Raw genomic sequence first — 17,157 nt, forward strand, 5'->3', positions numbered from 1 at the left:
TTGTATTACAAATATAGATTATTTAAGCGTTTTATAAAATTTGTTCTATAAAAAAAGCCTTACCGAAGTAAAGCTTTTAAAATTTTGAATCTATAGTTGTAATTATCAGAGTATGAGTGATGCCGTTGTGCTTAATTTTTGTCCTATTTCTTTTAAAGCAATGGCTAATGTTTCTAATTCTTTGTGCGTAAAATGAGCTTCTTTGCCATTGACATTATTACCATTTAGTCTTTGATAAAACCATTGTGGTGTTTTTTTGAAATAATTTTTAGCCAAATAAGAAACTGATATTACAGGCAAAATATCCTCTAACTTTTGCTTTAACAACAATTCATCCGCTTTTTTATTGCTTTCTTTTATACATTCCAATAATGAATCGGCAAACGTATCAGGATTTTCGGCAAACAACAAATTCATTTCACTGTGAATGTCAGCGATTTCATTTTCGTTTTCTGTATTTTGATATTTTTCTTTTAATTTTTTGATTTCGTCTAACATAACTTTCTCATTTAAATTATTGTAATGTTACTTTCCAAGTTCTTTTAGTTTTTGAACTAATTTTTTGATTTCTAAATCCACCACTTTTTTCATTTGTGGACTTCTACTGGATAATTCTTTGTAAAATTCCAGATAGAATAATAAATCTTTTTGAATTTTGTTCTTCTCGATTTGGAATTGTTCTTTATCATTCATATTTTGATTTTTCAAAATTAATAACATTTTTGTTATTAAACAAATGGTTTAACATTTTACTTTAAAAATAACCAAAGTAGAAAAACTATTATTCCTACTCCAGCTATTACATCATAAATGGAAAATTCAATTTCAAATTCATAATCAATTTCTTTTTCATACAGATTTTTAAAAAATCCTATTATTGCTTTTATCATAATTCTTCTTATTTGATTAAAGTAAATCTTCGAAATCGTCAACAAAAGCGAGTGTTCTTTGTTCTCTGTTTCTTACATTTAGTTGGTAATTGAGGTCTAAAACTGTTCTTGAAATTGAAATCACTTCTAAACTTTCAATAGAATTGATATAATTTTCCAATTCTTGCCAATTGTATTCGTTTTCACTTCCTTGCCCCACTCCTTTTAAATGATTGCATTGGTCATTTACAAAATAGGCTTTTTCTCCACCAAGTAACAAGGTATCTTTCATTACTGATTTTCTAAAATTTTGAAAATATCTATTTTCAAAATTATCTCGTAATTGTATCGTATCACAAAAACGCCACCATCTTGAATAATAATGTAAATCGCTTGAAGCTATTTCATCATAAATGGTCAAATAGCTACTTTCTGCAGTTTCAGAATGAATATCTAAAAAATAGTTTGTAATGTGAAACTCTTTTTTTTCTTCTGTTATCCTTTCTTGGCTTGGCATTTCATCATCATACCACCACCAATATTCTTTTTTATCAAAAAGGCTTTCTCCAAATTTTTTATACAATTGTTTTTGCTGAAATTTTTCATCTATCAACTTGTACTTTTTTACAAATGGCTGTTTGTCAATCAATCCTAATGAAATAAAATCTTCTTCTAAACCATTTTGCAACAATTGATTGTATTCTGTACGGGCATAATAACCATATTCGATAGTGAAACCAAACCGGTTTGATAAATCAATGGCTAACGTTTCTACATTTGAAATATTCAAATTGTGTTTGCTTAATATGGAAATATCACAACCCATAACTAACTTTTTTCAACAATTTCTATCTCATCCTTGCTCAAGCCATACAACTCATAAACCATTGCGTCTATGACTTTGTCGGTGGTGTCGATTTGGGTTTTGATTTCGAGTACTTTTTTGGCTTCTGTCGTGAAGTACTCCTCCCACTCGGCTTCTTGCGAGAGCGATAGTTTTATTTTCTTTTTGCCCAGTTCTTTGATGAATTCCGAATACGATAACAAATACCAATCTTGTAATTTTTTGGGCAAATCCGTTAACTCAAACTTGCGCTGTATCGTGCGTTGAAACTTTTGCGATTGTTCTTGTAAGTCTTTGTTATTTTTAATTAATGATTCTGAAAGATTTACAAATTCTGTTTTATTATTTGGTGTTTTTATTGGAATTGTTTCAACATATGGTCTTCTAAAGTCTAAATATCCACCTTGAAGTGTTGATGCTATTGATTTTAAATAATAATATGTGAGTTTAGAATTTAAAATTGGTAAAATATATTTTTCATCTGTTGATATAAAAAAATTATTATCTGAAAGTGAATATTCTCCTGTAGAATCAAAATAAAAATTACAGGTGTTATTTATTCTTGGATAAATAATTTTAGGTTTAAATAGATATTCTGCATTTTTGCTACCATATCTACTCAAGCACCACCAATTAAATCTACCTTCTTTAACTTCTGGTCTATTTGAAAGTAACTCTTTTTTTTCAAGTAAATAATTTTTAATATTCTCGTCATAATTTAAATCATATTCCCAAGGAATATACAATAAGTATAAATCGTCAAAAGTTAGAATGTTTCTCTTAACTTCTTTTCCAGTAACAATTTTTCTAATGAAATTTTTATTTTTTTCATTAATTAAATTATTAGCAATGTCTTTGGGAATTATAAAAACTTCATTTTTACCTGTGGATACTCCTCTGTAAATTTTATCTTCAATTAAATCTTTTAAACTAATAGAATTAATTTTAATTTTTTCAAGTAATTCACTATTATTATCATCTTGAAATTGCCAACTTTCTTCATTAAGAGAATTGTAATTAACAATTACAGATTTTGTTTTTAAAAGGTTTAAAGGGTCATCTGTATTGTCTTTTTTACTTATTTCTGAATATATAAAATAGTCTTTATCAAAATTCTTTTTTTTATTCAAAACATATATTATCGGATAAGTTATTGCATCATCAAAAACTGGATAATCATCGAAATCAAAAAGTAATTCAATATTACTTTCTTCTTTTATTATTTTCCTAATTTCTTTGCCATAAGATGCTTTTAAAAATTTATTTGGAAGTATGAATGAAAAAAGACCATCTTTATTAATTAAATTAATTCCTTTTTCAATAAAGTAAGTGTATAAATCCGCTACGCTATTATAGCATTTATAATTCTTTTCTAAATAAGGCTTAATTTCTTTAAATAACTCTTGCCTAACATAAGGCGGATTTCCAATAATCACATCAAAACCACCTTTGTCAAAAATTTTAGGAAATGCAGTTTGCCAGTTAAAGGCTTTGTCGCCAGCAATAGCAACATCATCTATTAGAGAGTTGCCACATTTTATATTGCTGTTCAGGTCGTTCAGTTTTCGGTTGGGTTGTGCGGTGCGTAACCAAAGGGAAAGTTTGGCAATTTCTACACTTTCTTCATTCAAATCCACACCAAAAAGGTTGTTTTCGAGAATGCTCTTTTCAACATCGCTCAAAATTAATCCGTCGCCAAAGAGTTTGGCTTGCAACTCGTCAATGTATCCGTGTTCGGCAATCAAAAAATCCAAGGCTTGGTTCAGGAACGCGCCGCTACCACAAGCCGGATCGCAAATCGTAATTTGTAGTAACCAATTTCTATAACTGTTCAGTTTTTCTAATAAAGGTTGTTTGGTAGCTTTGGTTCGTTTTTTGTCGGTAAAATAATCATCCTCAATAATTTGGAGTTCGGCTTTTTTATCAATGCACAATTTACCAACAGTGTTGTCCACAATGTATTTGGTAATGTATTTTGGGGTGTAAAAAACACCGTCTTTCTTACGCTTTGTGGTGGCTTTGTCAATGCTTCCGCCTTCGATTTGGGTTTTTACTTCGTCTAATTCATTCAAGGAATTTTCGAAAATATGACCCAAAATATTCACATCTACTTCACTCTGAAAGTCGTAATTGCTCAATTTTTGAGTATGACGGTACAGCAATTCATCGTCAATCTTAATGTGATCTAAAATGGTATCGGGTTTGAAAAGTCCGCCGTTGTAAGCAAATATCTGATGCTCTTCTTTTGTGCGGTTCTGGTTTCCGAAAACGCAGGCAGAACGACTTTGGCACCTTGGTTCAAATCGTTAAAATAAATTTTGTAACGGTCGTACAACGAAATATTTATTCGCATTTCCTGCAATTGTCGCCATTCTTGATTGATTCTGAAAATCAAATTAGTAGGCAATAAATTTCGGTCTTCGGCAAAGAAAATAAACAGGAAACGATCTAATAATTTTTGCGATTTTTGAAACAATTCCAAGGTATCGTAATCTGGATTTTGTTGTACTAAATCGTGGTGTAACTCACGTTTAAAAAGCGAATAATCAGTGTATAAAGCTTTGGTAATGTCTTTTTCCTGACTCAAGGATTGTTCTTTGAGTTTCTTGGGAATATCGTTGGCAATGTTCTCATAAGCCAAACACAAATAGAGCAATTCAAATTCCTTTTCGGTAAGTGTGAAAAGGTTAAACTCTAGATATTCGGTAGCATTATCAATATAAAAACGTAGTTTTTCAAAATTAGAAGTGATTACATAAACGCAATCAGGCTGATTGTTTTTGTACCCAAAAGCCTGAACTTCGATTTTGTTCAAATCGGTAGTATTGGTTCCTTTCAGCTCAATTACAGCTTTTACCTTATTTTTTATGAGGATAGCACCATCAGCAGCTTTACTATCTTTTACGTTATTGTATTCAGTATTTAAATTAAAATTTGGTGTTGGATTCTTGGTGTACCCCAAAACATTTACAAACAAATCAATCAAAAATTCACCTTGGTATTGAATTTCTTTGCTCGAACGTATATTGTCTTGAATGGTTGGATTGTGAAAATGGTTTTTAAAATTATTCCACCCTTCAAGTAGTTTAGATTTATCTTGGCTTTGTAACTGTTTGGTAACAACTGAATTTTGAAATAAAGGCATAGAATAGTTGTGTTTTAATATCTGGTACAAGTTAAGTAAATAAAAAAATTAAAGATAGTTTTCTAAATTTTTTAGCAAACGATTTTTAATAGTTTCTTGCAACGATTTTGGTTCTACTATTTTTAGCGTTTCGCCATACGAAAGCAATAAATTTTCTAATTCGAAATTGATAAAAACATCGATAGAAAATAGATACCCATTTTCATTTTCAGAAATTCTTTTTTGTGAACCGTGAATGGGTTTAGTTGTAATGTAAGGCTTTAAAGTAGGTGTTGCCAGCAATACTACTTTTTCAATTGTTGAATTTTTAGGTTTAGAAATACCAATAACATCTTCAAAATATTCATTAAAATTTATTGTGGTTCCAATAAATTTTGTGTCTATTTCTTTGAATTGAACAATTCTATCCAATGCAAAATGAGTGAGGTTTTCATATTTCGGAAATCGACCAATAATAAACCAACGGTTGTTGTATTGTTTGAGATAATAAGGATGAAACTCGAAAGTTTTACTTTGTTCGTTATCAAACTTTTGATATTCCAATTCTAATACTTTTTGATAGATAATGGCATTGAATAAATCGCCAATAAGATGAATATTTTTTAAATATTCGTTAGCATCAAAACTGATGATTTCTTTTTTTGAACTGTCAAGATGAAACGCTTGTTGTAATTTCAAAATGAGTTCGTTAACCCATTCAAATTGTGGCATCCCTTTGAAACGAGATAAAACTAGCAAAGCGGATTTTAGTTTTTCTACTTCAAAATCGTTTATGGGTTGGTTGTTTATAGAAAAATCTTTGGTTTCGTACCTGTAAAAAACTTTTCTACCTTCTTTATTACGTTGCAACGGAATTTCCCAACCTTGTGGACTTTCCATAAACTTAATGTCCTCAAAAAGTTGTCTTCGCTTAATTCCCTCATTAGTAAAATTATAATCATAGAGTGCATCATTACAGGCTTTTAATAAATCTTCGTTTGAAAATTTACGACCAAAATTACTAAAACATCGGTCTAAAGCTCGATAACGAATTATTGCGTTTTTAGTGATTGACATACTGATTTTTTTATGAATCAAAAATAAAACAAATAAATGCATTTGTACTGCACTAATACAAAATAGTTTTGTTGAAGATTTAAAAACAAAAGTTATGAGAGAACATTTAGCCCATTTTGATATTGCAGGATTTACCTATTACGAAGGTGTTTTAGCTTTTAATGAGTTAAAAATAGGTGTCCAATTGCAATTAAAATTAGAAGAAGAAAATAAATATGACGCAAGAGCAGTTGCTATTTATTACAACGAATTCAAATTAGGATTTGTTCCTAGAAGTGAAAACAGAATTATTTACAAATTACTAAAAGTAGGAATTGATTGCCTTGAAGTTCGAATACAACGAGTAGATAAAAAAGAAAATCCCGAAAATCAAATAGGAGTTGTAATTCATTTAGTCATAACAGAAAAAGAAACCCAAGAGTAAATAATTTTTGTATGTTGAATCCTTTAAACAAAAAATGCCCTACGAATTGCGCGGGCATTTTCGTTTTTTTAAGGATTTTGGATTTAAAAAGCCACGTTCCATCTTGGCAACTTGGCATTTTCATCCAAGAAGTTTTGTAGAATTTGTCCTTCTAAGAAAGTTGGGATTACTTTGTTTTTGTCGTTGAAAGTTTCGTACCAAGCCACTTCCAATAGTGAGATATTTTCTAATTTCATTTGGGCTGGCCAAGAATATTTTCTTCCTGTTTTGGCAAATTGGTGACCGTTGACGATTTTGTCGAACAATCCACCATTTTTGATTTTCAAAGTTCCGTCGTTTTGGATGGTTCCTGTAGAACCTACCATAATCAATACTTTTTCTTCTCCATCAACTGCATATACCAAGAAAATTCCGCTTCCGGCTTCTGGGGCATTACAAACTTCTTCTAAACTATCATCAGTTGAAAAAGTAAACTGATTTTGAACTTTGATTTTTTTTAATTCTTTGTACATTTCTTATTTATTAATTAAAATGCCTCACCAAATTAGTGAGGCATTTTGGAATTTGTTATTTAAAACATTGGAATTTATTTATCCCAATACTTCTTTTACTTTTTTTCCAATTTCAGCAGGAGAGTCAACCACGTGAATTCCACATTCTCTCATAATGCGTTTTTTGGCTTCGGCTGTATCGTCAGCACCACCAACAATTGCACCTGCGTGACCCATTGTTCTTCCTTTTGGAGCAGTTTCACCAGCAATAAATCCAACTACTGGTTTGCGGTTTCCATCGGCTTGAATCCATTTGGCAGCATCCGCTTCCAATTGTCCACCAATTTCTCCAATCATCACGATACATTCTGTTTCTGGATCATTCATCAATAATTCAACAGCTTGTTTGGTAGTGGTTCCAATGATTGGATCTCCACCAATTCCGATAGCAGTTGTGATTCCTAATCCTTGTTTTACTACTTGGTCGGCAGCTTCATAAGTCAATGTTCCTGATTTAGAAACGATTCCAACAGTTCCTTTTTTGAATACAAAACCTGGCATAATACCCACTTTGGCTTCACCCGGAGTAATTACACCTGGACAGTTTGGTCCTACCAAAGTACAATTTCTAGATTTAATATAATTGTTGGCTTTAATCATATCGGCAACAGGAATACCTTCGGTGATAGCAATGATAACTTTGATACCAGCATCGGCAGCTTCCATAATGGCATCAGCTGCAAAAGCTGGTGGTACGAAAATAATTGTAGTATCGGCACCTGCTTGTTCAACTGCATCTTTAACAGTATTGAAAACTGGACGATCCAAATGGGTTGATCCTCCTTTTCCTGGAGTAACTCCGCCCACTACATTTGTTCCGTATTCAATCATTTGTGAAGCGTGAAAAGTTCCTTCGCTACCTGTAAATCCTTGAACAATGATTTTAGAATCTTTATTGACTAAAACGCTCATAATATATTTTTATTTTTTTGGTTTATTGTATAATGCGTGCAAAAATAGGGTTTTGCGGTTAATATTTGAAAAAATATCTAAGAAAAATGACTCATTTGATATCCTCTGAATAATTTATCGTCTTTAACTTCCCAAATCACAAAAAAATTACCCATTAACATTTCTTCTCTTGGGTTTTCTATTGTCTTTACAAAGTGAGAAAATCGCAAGGAAACTAAATTTTTTTCTTGAATAATATGACTAATTCTGATTTTTGAACGAACATAAGCTCTTGATAATTCATCAGTTAGCGACAAAACATCATCATAATTCATTTGAATAAAACCTTTATTGGTATTCCAGTCTATTGTAACTTCGGGATGAAGCAACTCGCTAACTGTTTTTCTATCTAAAAGAACATCAGATTTATAGAAATCAAGAACAATATCTTTTGGTTTCATATTTATAAATTTTGTTGATCATAGATCAAAATCATATTTCTTTCAATTTATTAAGTATTTCAGGAATTTTTTTGACGTTGGCAAGCTGTTTCAATTTCTCACGAGATTCTTCAATTGGCGTTCCAAAATAAGTTTTTCCACCTTCAACTGATTTTGTTACTCCAGTTTGTCCCAAAATTACGGCCTTCTCTCCTATTGTAATTCCGCTTGTAGTTCCAACTTGTCCCCAAATGGTGACCTCGTCTTCTATGATTACACAACCCGCAATTCCAGTTTGAGAAGCAATTAAACATTTTTTTCCAATGACTGTATCGTGACCTACATGCACTTGATTGTCTAATTTTGTTCCTTCGCCAATAGTGGTATCGCCTGTGACTCCTTTATCGATGGTGCAAAGGGCTCCAATTCCAACATTATCTTTAATAACTACTCGTCCTCCAGAAATTAATTGGTCGTACCCTTCTGGGCGTTTTTTATAATAAAAAGCGTCTGCACCAAGAATTGTTCCTGCGTGAATAATCACATTATCACCAATTTGCGTATGATCGTATATAGAAACATTTGAATGTATCAAACATTTTTTTCCTATAACCACATGATTTCCAACAAAACAATTGGGCTGAACTAGGGTTCCTTCTCCAATCTTGGCAGAAGCTGAAATAGCAACATTAGAAAATTGAAAGGGTTTAAAATGCTTGGTCAATGTATTGAAATCCCGGAAAGGATCATCTGAAATCAATAATGCTTTTCCTTCTGGGCAATCTACTTTTTTATTAATTAAAATAGTTGTTGCAGCTGAGTTTAATGCTTTCTCGTAATATTTAGGATGATCTACAAAAACAATATCGCCTGATTCTACTACATGAATTTCATTCATTCCAGAAACAGGAAAATTTTCATCACCAACAAATTCGCTGTTAATGATACTTGCAATTTCCTTTAATGTGTGTGTTGTATTGAATTTCATAATTTAGTATTCAGTGTTCAGTATTTGGTATTCAACTTGACTGCAAACTGAATACTGAAAACTGCCAACTATTCCTTAACTCTTTCCATGTAATTTCCAGTAGTTGTATCAATTTTGATTTTATCACCTTCATTGATAAATAACGGAACATTTACAGTAGCACCCGTTTCAACAGTAGCTGATTTTGTTGCGTTTGTAGCCGTATTTCCTTTAATTCCTGGTTCAGCATAAGTAACTTCAAGAATTACAGAAGCTGGCATATCTACAGAAAGTGGTAAATCTGTTTCAGTATTGATGGCAATCATTACGCTTTCACCTTCTTTCAATAAATCTGGAGAATCCAATACATTTTTGTTTAATGATATTTGTTCAAAAGATTCTACATTCATAAAGTGAAACTCATTTCCTTCTGGATACAAAAATTGGAATTTATGATTTTCAACACGAACTTCTTCAATTTTATGTCCAGCAGAAAAAGTATTGTCTAAAACTTTTCCGTTAGATAAACTTTTTAGTTTAGTTCTAACAAAAGCTGGCCCTTTACCTGGCTTTACGTGAAGAAATTCTATGATTTTATAAATGTCGTTGTTGTATTTTATACACAATCCGTTTTTAATGTCTGATGTAGATGCCATTTTATATGTTTGTAGTTTATTGTTAATTGTTTTATTGTCAATCGCGATTTCAATCTAAAATCTGTTTTCTAGTAATTTCCTGAATAGCCTTTCATAACTCCTCTTGATGAGTTTCTGATAAAATCAATGATTTCATCTCTTTCAGGAGTGGCTTCCATTTCGGCTTCGATGATGCCTAAAGCCTGTGTTGTATTGTAGTTTTTTTGATAAAGAATTCTGTAAATTTCTTGAATTTCTTTTATTTTTTCAGAGGTAAATCCGCGTCTTCTTAACCCAACCGAGTTGATTCCAACATAAGATAAAGGTTCTTTTGCAGCTTTAGTATAAGGAGGAACATCTTTTCTTAGCAAAGAACCTCCTGAAATCATAGCGTGATCACCCACACTAATAAATTGATGCACAGCCGAAAGACCACCAATTATGGCATAATTTCCTATTGTAACATGGCCACCTAAAAGTACACCATTAACAATAATTGCATTATTACCAATATGACAATCGTGAGCTATGTGAGCTGCTGCCATAATTAAACAATTATTTCCCACTACGGTTTGTCCTGAAGCAATGGTTCCTCTATTAATTGTCACGCATTCTCTGATAGTACAATTATCACCAATTATTGCCAAAGAATCTTCTCCTCCAAACTTCAAATCTTGAGGAATTGCTGAAATTACTGCCCCTGGAAAAATATTACAATTTTTACCAATTCTGGCTCCTTCCATTATAGTAACATTTGAACCTATCCAAGTTCCATCACCTATAATTACGTTATTATGAATTGTTGTAAAGGGCTCAATAACAACATTTTTTGCGATTTTTGCGCCTGGATGAACATATGCTAACGGTTGATTCATGTGTTTTTGTTTATTCGTTTAACTGTTTAATCGATTAATCGAATTAACGATTAACCAAATCAACAAATATTTATTGTTTTTTAGCAATTTGTGCCATCAATTCGGCTTCTGCTACTAATTTTCCATTGGCGTAAGCATTGGCTTGCATATGACAAATTCCTCTTCGTATCGGAGTAATTAAATCACATTTAAAAGTCAATGTATCGCCCGGTAATACTTTATGTTTGAATTTGACATTATCAATTTTCATAAAATAAGTCAAATAATTTTCTGGATCTGGAACGGTACTCAAAACTAATATTCCGCCTGTTTGAGCCATTGCTTCTACAATAATTACACCTGGCATTACTGGTGCTCCAGGAAAATGTCCTACAAAGAAACTTTCGTTCATTGTAACATTTTTGAGTCCAACAATATGACTATCAGACATTTCTATAATTCTATCGATAAACAAGAAAGGAGGTCTATGAGGAAGAACCGACATAATTTTGTGAATATCCATTAATGGTTCTTGATTCAAATCATAAACTGGAACATAATTTCGTTGTTCTATTTTAATGATTTTCGCAATCTTTTTGGCAAACTGTGTATTTACATAATGACCAGGTTTGTTAGCAATTACTTTTCCTTGAATTCTAGTTCCAATTAAGGATAAGTCACCTACAACATCAAGTAGTTTGTGTCTTGCAGCTTCGTTTGGGTAATGCAAAGTTAGGTTGTCTAAAACTCCATTGGGTTTAACGGTTATTTCGTCTTTTCCAAAGGCAACTTTTAGATTGTTCATTGTTTTTTCTGAAATTTCTTTATCGACATAAACAATTGCATTATTCAAATCGCCTCCTTTAATCAGGCCTTCTTCTAATAATGATTCTAATTCGTGAAGAAAACTAAAGGTTCTAGAATCAGCTATTTCAGTTTTAAATTCCGAAATAGATTTCATTGTAGCATTCTGTGTACCCAACACTTTAGTACCAAAATCGACCATTGCAGTTACGCTGTAGTTTTCACTTGGCATAACCATAATCTCGCTTCCAGATTCTTCATCGGTAAAGGAAATGATTTCTTTTACTACATAAATATTTCTTTTGGCTTCTTGCTCTTGGACACCTACTTTTTCAATAGCTTCAACAAAATATTTTGACGAACCATCCATAATAGGAAGTTCCGATGCGTCTAATTCGATGATAATATTATCTAAATCACATCCAACAATGGCTGCCAAAACGTGTTCGGGAGTTTGAATTTTCACTCCTAATTTTTCTAAATTGGTTCCTCTTTGCGTGTTTACAACATAATTGGCATCGGCTTCAATAACAGGTTGTCCTTCTAAATCTTTTCGAACAAAAGTATAACCATTATTAATTGGAGCAGGTTTAAAAGTCATAGTTACTTCTCTTCCTGTGTGTAATCCAACTCCGGTTAGTGAAATTTCTGTTTTGATAGTCTTCTGTTTAACCATTGTTTGCGTTTTTTTGATTTAATATTTCTTTTTTTAATTCTTCTAATTCTGTAACAATTTTTGGCAAATTCTTGAAATGAACATAGGATTTACTAAAATCATTATATCCAAAAGAAGGTGTTCCTTGCAAAACTTCGTCGTCTTTTATATTTCGTCCAACACCTGATTGCGCTTGAATTTTTACATTATTTCCAATTGTCAAATGACCAACAATCCCAACTTGACCTCCAATCATTCCGTTTTTTCCAATTTTTGTCGAACCTGCAACCCCTGTTTGAGCCGCAATTACAGTATTCTCACCAATTTCAACATTGTGTCCAATCTGAATTTGATTGTCTAATTTTACTCCTTTTCTAATAATTGTAGAACCCATTGTGGCTTTGTCAATTGTTGTGTTTGCCCCAATATCTACATTATCTTCAATAACAACATTTCCTATTTGAGGAATTTTAGTATAGACTCCATCTTCATTTGGCGCATAACCAAAACCATCAGCTCCAATTACTGCTCCAGAATAAATTACACAATTATTTCCAATGATAGTTTCTGAATTAATTTTTGCGCCGGCAAAAATAGTAACATTATTACCAATTTTCACACGATCACCTATAAAACAATTAGGATAAATTTTGACTTCATCACCTAAAACTACATTTTCTCCAATATAACTAAAGCTTCCAAAATACAAATTAGCTCCATATTTTACGCTTTCTGCAATAAATGAAGGTTGTTCAATTCCAACTTTATTTCCTTTTGTTGCTTGATCATAAAACTCTAATAATTTGGTAAATGACATATAAGCATCTTCCACTTTTATTAAAGTTGTATTTAATTCTCCCTCAGGAATAAAAGTATTATTAACAATTGTAATGGTTGCCTGAGTCGTATAAATATAGGGTAAATATTTAGGGTTTGCCAAAAAGCTAATAGATCCTTCTGAACCTTCTTCGATTTTAGACAATTTATATACTTCGGCATTTGGATTACCAACAACTTCTCCGCCCAAAACACCTGCTATTTGCTCTGCTGTAAATTTCATCTTATCTAATTGTATTTTTAATGCTAATAAGATGGAACTCTATATTTGATGTCCTACTTAAATTCAAAAAAAATGTTCTGTTTTGTTTCATCTCGACAAAAATATAAAAAATAGATTTTAAATAGAGGTTTTTAAACAAGTTGTTTTGGATAACAAAGGTAATATTTAGTCACAAATTTCGACAATGACTTCAAATTCAACTGGTCAGAAGCTTCGACAACGTCTTCAATTGTTTTATCTTTTTTCAAAATCCGAATGGGTTCGGCTACTTTACTATAAGCCTGATTTTTAATTTTACCTTTAAAAATAAAATAATTGGCTTCGACCAAACTGATATTATTTTCTAATGCGAATCGTTCTTTTAGGATGTGTAAATCCTCGGTTGCCACTTTTTCTTCGCTTAGTTTAATTTTTAATAAATCCCTGTTGATAATCATTTTACTTAACGAAGAAAGTATAAAATCGTCTTGTTTTTGCCATGATTTTAAAGCGCTAATAATATCAAAATCATCGAGTTGAGAAAACAAATCTAAATTTTTACTATCAAAACTATTCAGGACAATTTTATTTTGCATAAAGTACATTAAGGGTTCGCTAGAAGGCAAAACCACACCTTTTTCGGTCAGTTCTTTGGCGCGTTTTAAGACTTTCGTCAAAATCAGTTCGGCTACCAAACTGGTTTTGTGTAAATACGCTTGCCAATACATTAATCGTCTGGACATCAAGAATTTCTCGACCGAATAAATGCCTTTTTCTTCAATGACCAAAACATCATCAACCACATTCATCATCTGGATTAATCGCTCAGAATTGACATTTCCTTCCGCCACGCCCGAATAAAAACTGTCTCGTTTGAGGTAATCCATTCGATCCATATCTAACTGACTTGAAATGAGTTGCAACATAAATTTTCGATGATAATCTCCTTTAAAAACTTGGATAGCCAAACTCAATTTACCTTCAAATTCTACATTCAACTGGTTCATAAACAATAGTGAAATGGCTTCATGATGCACATCTTCTACGATGCTACTTTCCATCGCATGCGAAAAAGGTCCGTGACCAATATCGTGTAATAAAATTGCAATATACAAAGCATTTTCTTCTTCTTTAGAAATAGAAATATCTTTGAAACGAAGGGTTTCGACGGCTTTTTGCATAATATGCATACAACCCAAAGCGTGATGAAAACGAGTATGATTGGCGCCAGGATAGACCAAATACGACAATCCCATTTGGGAAATACGGCGTAATCTCTGGAAATAAGGATGCTGAATTAAATCGTAAATTAAGGCGTTGGGGATGGTAATAAACCCGTAAATTGGGTCATTGAATATTTTTAGCTTGTTGATTTCGCTCACTGTAATGGTTTGTTTTGTGCAACAAATATAAGGAAATCTAAGAGGAATGAAAATTTAAATATTCGAATTTTTAAGATGCAATTGGAGTTCAAACTATATAAATTTGTGAAGTTCTTTCACCCTTTTTTCTCTCTGATACCAATCGTTGTACACTAAGTAATAACCATCTACTTTGAACTTTCCAAAATTGTAATCCCTGTATTTTTCTACTATTGCTAATAGTTTTTCTTTGTTGCTAATTGGTTTTCGAAATCGGGCAACAGTGGAATGTGCGGTTTGGATGGAATAGCGTTTGTCGATGCTTTGTTCGAGTCCTGAATCTTTGAATTGGGTTCTTAGATTATTCCTTAAATCGTTTAGGGAATTTGTATTGGTAAAACCTTGTAGCATTATTGCCGAAGGAGAAGCTGTTACTCCTTGAAAATTGATTTCTATTTTGCCAATGTCAGCCAAACTTTTTTCAATAATAGCCACATAATCTAGGATTGATATGGATGCTACATCAAAATCGTCATAACACGAAATAATAGACATTACCGTAATGTGAATATCCGAATTGGGATAATAATATTGATCTGGATCTATTTCTTTTAGTTCATCTAAAAAAACTTGAATTTTATTTTTAGTTTCAGTATCGGGACGAATAATTAATGTTAAACCAAATCTTTTGTCAGAAACAGAATCTATTTGATTATCAATAGAATAATTATTTTCTCTAATCTGTTGAATTGAATTTTCATACAGCCTATCATAGTGTTCTTTTATTAAATTCATTATATTTATGTTTATAAAAGGCATCTTGATTTAAACAATAAATCAAGATTTATTAAATTTTAAGTCGATCGTTTTTTGACAAACAAAATTACGGCTAAATTCAGTAATTGATTTTGAAACGCACAAAAAAACAAATAAATTTCACTTTCACCTAAATACCTTAAAATAATATTAAATTATCATCCAATTGCCCAATTCCCGATATAAAAAAAGTAATTTGGCATAAGATTTATTACTTTTGAATACTTTTTATATACAATTATGGACAAGATAAAAATACTTTGGGTCGATGACGAAATTGACTACCTAAAACCTCATATTTTATTTCTAGAAAAGAAAAATTACAGTGTCACCACTTGCAATAACGGACGTGACGCCATTGATATTTTTGATAACGAAAATTTTGATATTGTCTTTTTGGACGAAAATATGCCCGGAATGAGCGGCTTAGAAACCCTTTCGGAAATGAAGGAAAAGAAATCCTCTATTCCGATGATTATGATTACCAAGAGCGAAGAAGAGTATATTATGGAAGAAGCCATTGGTTCCAAAATTGCCGATTATTTGATAAAACCGGTCAATCCAAACCAGATTTTGTTGAGTTTGAAGAAAAACTTAGACCATTCGCGCTTGATTTCGCAAAAAACTACTTTGGATTACCAAAAAGAATTCCGCAAGATTTCGATGGAAATGGCAATGGTCAATTCCTATGAAGATTGGATTGAATTATACAAAAAGCTGTTGTTTTGGGAATTGGAACTAGAAAATATTGACGATCAAGCTATGATTGAAATATTGGAATCGCAAAAAGCAGAGGCCAATTCGCAATTCGGAAAATTCATTGAGCGCAATTACGAAGATTGGTTTGCTCCAAAAGCAGATAAACCCATACAATCTCATACTTTGTTTCGTGAATTAGTGGTTCCTGAAATCATCAAAAAAGACAAACCCATTTTGTTTGTCGTAATTGATAATTTGCGTTACGACCAATGGAAAGTATTTGAAAGTGTAGTCGGTAATCATTATAAATTAGAAAGAGAAGTGCCGTATTACGCTATTTTGCCAACAGCTACTCAGTATGCTCGAAACGCTATTTTCTCTGGATTAACACCGCTAGAAATGGAAAAACAGTTTCCACAATATTGGAAAAATGATCCCGAAGAAGGCGGAAAAAACTTGTTTGAGGCAGAATTCCTGACCGCTCAACTCAAAAAATTAGGATTAAACATCAAGCAAGATTATTTTAAAATAACCAATCTTGCTGGCGGAAAAAAATTGGTAGAAAACTTCAAAGCTTTAAAAAACAACGATTTGGTTACGATTGTTTATAATTTTGTCGATATGCTTTCTCACGCCAAAACCGAAATGGACGTGGTCAAAGAACTCGCTTCTGACGATAAAGCTTATCGTTCTTTAACTTTAAGTTGGTTCAAAAATTCGCCTCTTTTAGAAATTATTCAACATGCTCAAAAACTGGGTTTTAAACTAATATTGACTACCGATCACGGCACGATCAATGTAAAAAATCCTTCGAAAGTGATTGGCGATAAGAATACAAGTCTAAATCTTAGATATAAAACAGGACGCAGTTTATCCTACGAAAGCAAAGATGTTTATGCGGTTAAAGAACCAAAAAATATCGGTTTACCTGCTATAAATATGAGTAGTTCTTATATTTTTGCAAAAAATGATTTGTTTTTAGCCTATGTGAACAATTACAATCATTATGTGAGTTATTATAAAAACACTTATCAACACGGAGGAATTTCATTAGAAGAAATGATTATTCCGTTTTTGATTTTTAACCCAAAATAGAACAGTTTGGGG

Annotated in this window: 19 protein-coding genes; 2 read left to right on the top strand and 17 right to left on the bottom strand. The window is 31.9% G+C overall.

Translation table 11 applies throughout. From position 1 onward, the window contains the following. Window positions 1-105: 105 nt before the first annotated feature. The 7 genes from C3L50_RS12175 to C3L50_RS12195 are packed head-to-tail and all read right to left on the bottom strand — an operon-like array spanning window position 106 to window position 5,914. A complete protein-coding gene (locus C3L50_RS12175) occupies window positions 106-498 on the bottom strand; it encodes a DUF5053 domain-containing protein (RefSeq protein ID WP_103806445.1) in 393 nt (130 codons plus the stop codon). A 27-nt stretch (window positions 499-525) separates the two neighbouring features. After that, entirely contained in the window at window positions 526-693 is a 168-nt protein-coding gene (locus C3L50_RS16340) for a hypothetical protein (protein ID WP_165784008.1), read from the bottom strand. A gap of 56 nt (window positions 694-749) precedes the next feature. Continuing rightward, window positions 750-890, bottom strand: a complete 141-nt coding sequence (locus tag C3L50_RS16345; protein ID WP_165784009.1) for a hypothetical protein — start codon at window positions 888-890, stop codon at window positions 750-752. A 16-nt stretch (window positions 891-906) separates the two neighbouring features. Continuing rightward, window positions 907-1,695 carry a hypothetical protein gene (locus C3L50_RS12185; RefSeq protein ID WP_103806447.1) on the bottom strand — a complete coding sequence of 263 codons (789 nt, stop codon included), beginning with the start codon at window positions 1,693-1,695 and terminating at the stop codon, window positions 907-909. A 2-nt stretch (window positions 1,696-1,697) separates the two neighbouring features. Beyond that, window positions 1,698-3,851, bottom strand: a complete 2,154-nt coding sequence (locus C3L50_RS12190) for an Eco57I restriction-modification methylase domain-containing protein (RefSeq protein ID WP_243400378.1) — start codon at window positions 3,849-3,851, stop codon at window positions 1,698-1,700. A 47-nt stretch (window positions 3,852-3,898) separates the two neighbouring features. Then, a complete protein-coding gene (locus C3L50_RS16500; protein ID WP_243400379.1) occupies window positions 3,899-4,858 on the bottom strand; it encodes a type IIL restriction-modification enzyme MmeI in 960 nt (319 codons plus the stop codon). 48 nt (window positions 4,859-4,906) lie between these two features. Then, window positions 4,907-5,914, bottom strand: a complete 1,008-nt coding sequence (locus C3L50_RS12195; protein WP_103806493.1) for a helix-turn-helix transcriptional regulator — start codon at window positions 5,912-5,914, stop codon at window positions 4,907-4,909. Window positions 5,915-6,008: 94 nt separating this feature from the next. Here C3L50_RS12195 and C3L50_RS12200 point away from each other — a divergent pair, with 94 nt between their 5' ends. Continuing rightward, window positions 6,009-6,338, top strand: a complete 330-nt coding sequence (locus C3L50_RS12200; protein ID WP_103806448.1) for an HIRAN domain-containing protein — start codon at window positions 6,009-6,011, stop codon at window positions 6,336-6,338. A gap of 83 nt (window positions 6,339-6,421) precedes the next feature. Here C3L50_RS12200 and C3L50_RS12205 read toward each other — a convergent pair whose 3' ends face one another. The 10 genes from C3L50_RS12205 to C3L50_RS12250 form a co-directional block, all read right to left on the bottom strand. Next, window positions 6,422-6,850 (bottom strand): hypothetical protein, encoded by a 429-nt coding sequence (locus tag C3L50_RS12205; RefSeq protein WP_103806449.1) that lies wholly within the window; start codon window positions 6,848-6,850, stop codon window positions 6,422-6,424. 78 nt (window positions 6,851-6,928) lie between these two features. Then, window positions 6,929-7,801 (bottom strand): succinate--CoA ligase subunit alpha, encoded by an 873-nt coding sequence (gene sucD, locus C3L50_RS12210; protein WP_103806450.1) that lies wholly within the window; start codon window positions 7,799-7,801, stop codon window positions 6,929-6,931. A 77-nt stretch (window positions 7,802-7,878) separates the two neighbouring features. Further along, entirely contained in the window at window positions 7,879-8,241 is a 363-nt protein-coding gene (locus tag C3L50_RS12215) for a hypothetical protein (RefSeq protein ID WP_103806451.1), read from the bottom strand. A 31-nt stretch (window positions 8,242-8,272) separates the two neighbouring features. Then, the gene (locus C3L50_RS12220) at window positions 8,273-9,208 is read right to left on the bottom strand and encodes a UDP-3-O-(3-hydroxymyristoyl)glucosamine N-acyltransferase (RefSeq protein WP_103806452.1); all 936 of its coding nucleotides are present in this window, start codon (window positions 9,206-9,208) and stop codon (window positions 8,273-8,275) included. A 68-nt stretch (window positions 9,209-9,276) separates the two neighbouring features. Further along, window positions 9,277-9,843, bottom strand: coding sequence for an elongation factor P (gene efp / locus C3L50_RS12225; protein ID WP_103806453.1), 567 nt, complete (start codon window positions 9,841-9,843; stop codon window positions 9,277-9,279). Between the two features lie 68 nt (window positions 9,844-9,911). After that, window positions 9,912-10,697 (bottom strand): acyl-ACP--UDP-N-acetylglucosamine O-acyltransferase, encoded by a 786-nt coding sequence (gene lpxA / locus C3L50_RS12230; protein WP_103806454.1) that lies wholly within the window; start codon window positions 10,695-10,697, stop codon window positions 9,912-9,914. Window positions 10,698-10,767: 70 nt separating this feature from the next. Next, the gene (locus C3L50_RS12235) at window positions 10,768-12,156 is read right to left on the bottom strand and encodes a bifunctional UDP-3-O-[3-hydroxymyristoyl] N-acetylglucosamine deacetylase/3-hydroxyacyl-ACP dehydratase (RefSeq protein ID WP_103806455.1); all 1,389 of its coding nucleotides are present in this window, start codon (window positions 12,154-12,156) and stop codon (window positions 10,768-10,770) included. Then, a complete protein-coding gene (gene lpxD, locus C3L50_RS12240) occupies window positions 12,149-13,195 on the bottom strand; it encodes a UDP-3-O-(3-hydroxymyristoyl)glucosamine N-acyltransferase (protein WP_103806456.1) in 1,047 nt (348 codons plus the stop codon). The genes C3L50_RS12235 and lpxD overlap by 8 nt, the downstream gene beginning before the upstream one ends. Before the next feature lie 131 nt (window positions 13,196-13,326). After that, the gene (locus C3L50_RS12245) at window positions 13,327-14,556 is read right to left on the bottom strand and encodes an HD domain-containing protein (RefSeq protein WP_103806457.1); all 1,230 of its coding nucleotides are present in this window, start codon (window positions 14,554-14,556) and stop codon (window positions 13,327-13,329) included. Window positions 14,557-14,649: 93 nt separating this feature from the next. Beyond that, entirely contained in the window at window positions 14,650-15,330 is a 681-nt protein-coding gene (locus C3L50_RS12250) for a 2'-5' RNA ligase family protein (RefSeq protein WP_103806458.1), read from the bottom strand. A 261-nt stretch (window positions 15,331-15,591) separates the two neighbouring features. Here C3L50_RS12250 and porX point away from each other — a divergent pair, with 261 nt between their 5' ends. After that, window positions 15,592-17,145, top strand: a complete 1,554-nt coding sequence (gene porX, locus C3L50_RS12255) for a T9SS response regulator signal transducer PorX (protein WP_103806459.1) — start codon at window positions 15,592-15,594, stop codon at window positions 17,143-17,145. The last annotated feature ends 12 nt before the right edge of the window (window positions 17,146-17,157 follow it).

Origin of the sequence: Flavobacterium alvei, from assembly GCF_002920895.1 — a bacterium.
Classification (GTDB): domain Bacteria; phylum Bacteroidota; class Bacteroidia; order Flavobacteriales; family Flavobacteriaceae; genus Flavobacterium; species Flavobacterium alvei.

Bases quoted from the DNA above. Each gene is read 5' to 3' on its own strand.
- C3L50_RS12175 (WP_103806445.1), bottom strand. From the start codon at position 498: ATGTTAGACGAAATCAAAAAATTAAAAGAAAAATATCAAAATACAGAA.
- C3L50_RS16340 (WP_165784008.1), bottom strand. From the start codon at position 693: ATGAATGATAAAGAACAATTCCAAATCGAGAAGAACAAAATTCAAAAA.
- C3L50_RS16345 (WP_165784009.1), bottom strand. From the start codon at position 890: ATGATAAAAGCAATAATAGGATTTTTTAAAAATCTGTATGAAAAAGAA.
- C3L50_RS12185 (WP_103806447.1), bottom strand. From the start codon at position 1,695: ATGGGTTGTGATATTTCCATATTAAGCAAACACAATTTGAATATTTCA.
- C3L50_RS16500 (WP_243400379.1), bottom strand. From the start codon at position 4,858: ATGCCTTTATTTCAAAATTCAGTTGTTACCAAACAGTTACAAAGCCAA.
- C3L50_RS12195 (WP_103806493.1), bottom strand. From the start codon at position 5,914: ATGTCAATCACTAAAAACGCAATAATTCGTTATCGAGCTTTAGACCGA.
- C3L50_RS12200 (WP_103806448.1), top strand. From the start codon at position 6,009: ATGAGAGAACATTTAGCCCATTTTGATATTGCAGGATTTACCTATTAC.
- C3L50_RS12205 (WP_103806449.1), bottom strand. From the start codon at position 6,850: ATGTACAAAGAATTAAAAAAAATCAAAGTTCAAAATCAGTTTACTTTT.
- sucD (WP_103806450.1), bottom strand. From the start codon at position 7,801: ATGAGCGTTTTAGTCAATAAAGATTCTAAAATCATTGTTCAAGGATTT.
- C3L50_RS12215 (WP_103806451.1), bottom strand. From the start codon at position 8,241: ATGAAACCAAAAGATATTGTTCTTGATTTCTATAAATCTGATGTTCTT.
- C3L50_RS12220 (WP_103806452.1), bottom strand. From the start codon at position 9,208: ATGAAATTCAATACAACACACACATTAAAGGAAATTGCAAGTATCATT.
- efp (WP_103806453.1), bottom strand. From the start codon at position 9,843: ATGGCATCTACATCAGACATTAAAAACGGATTGTGTATAAAATACAAC.
- lpxA (WP_103806454.1), bottom strand. From the start codon at position 10,697: ATGAATCAACCGTTAGCATATGTTCATCCAGGCGCAAAAATCGCAAAA.
- C3L50_RS12235 (WP_103806455.1), bottom strand. From the start codon at position 12,156: ATGGTTAAACAGAAGACTATCAAAACAGAAATTTCACTAACCGGAGTT.
- lpxD (WP_103806456.1), bottom strand. From the start codon at position 13,195: ATGAAATTTACAGCAGAGCAAATAGCAGGTGTTTTGGGCGGAGAAGTT.
- C3L50_RS12250 (WP_103806458.1), bottom strand. From the start codon at position 15,330: ATGAATTTAATAAAAGAACACTATGATAGGCTGTATGAAAATTCAATT.
- porX (WP_103806459.1), top strand. From the start codon at position 15,592: ATGGACAAGATAAAAATACTTTGGGTCGATGACGAAATTGACTACCTA.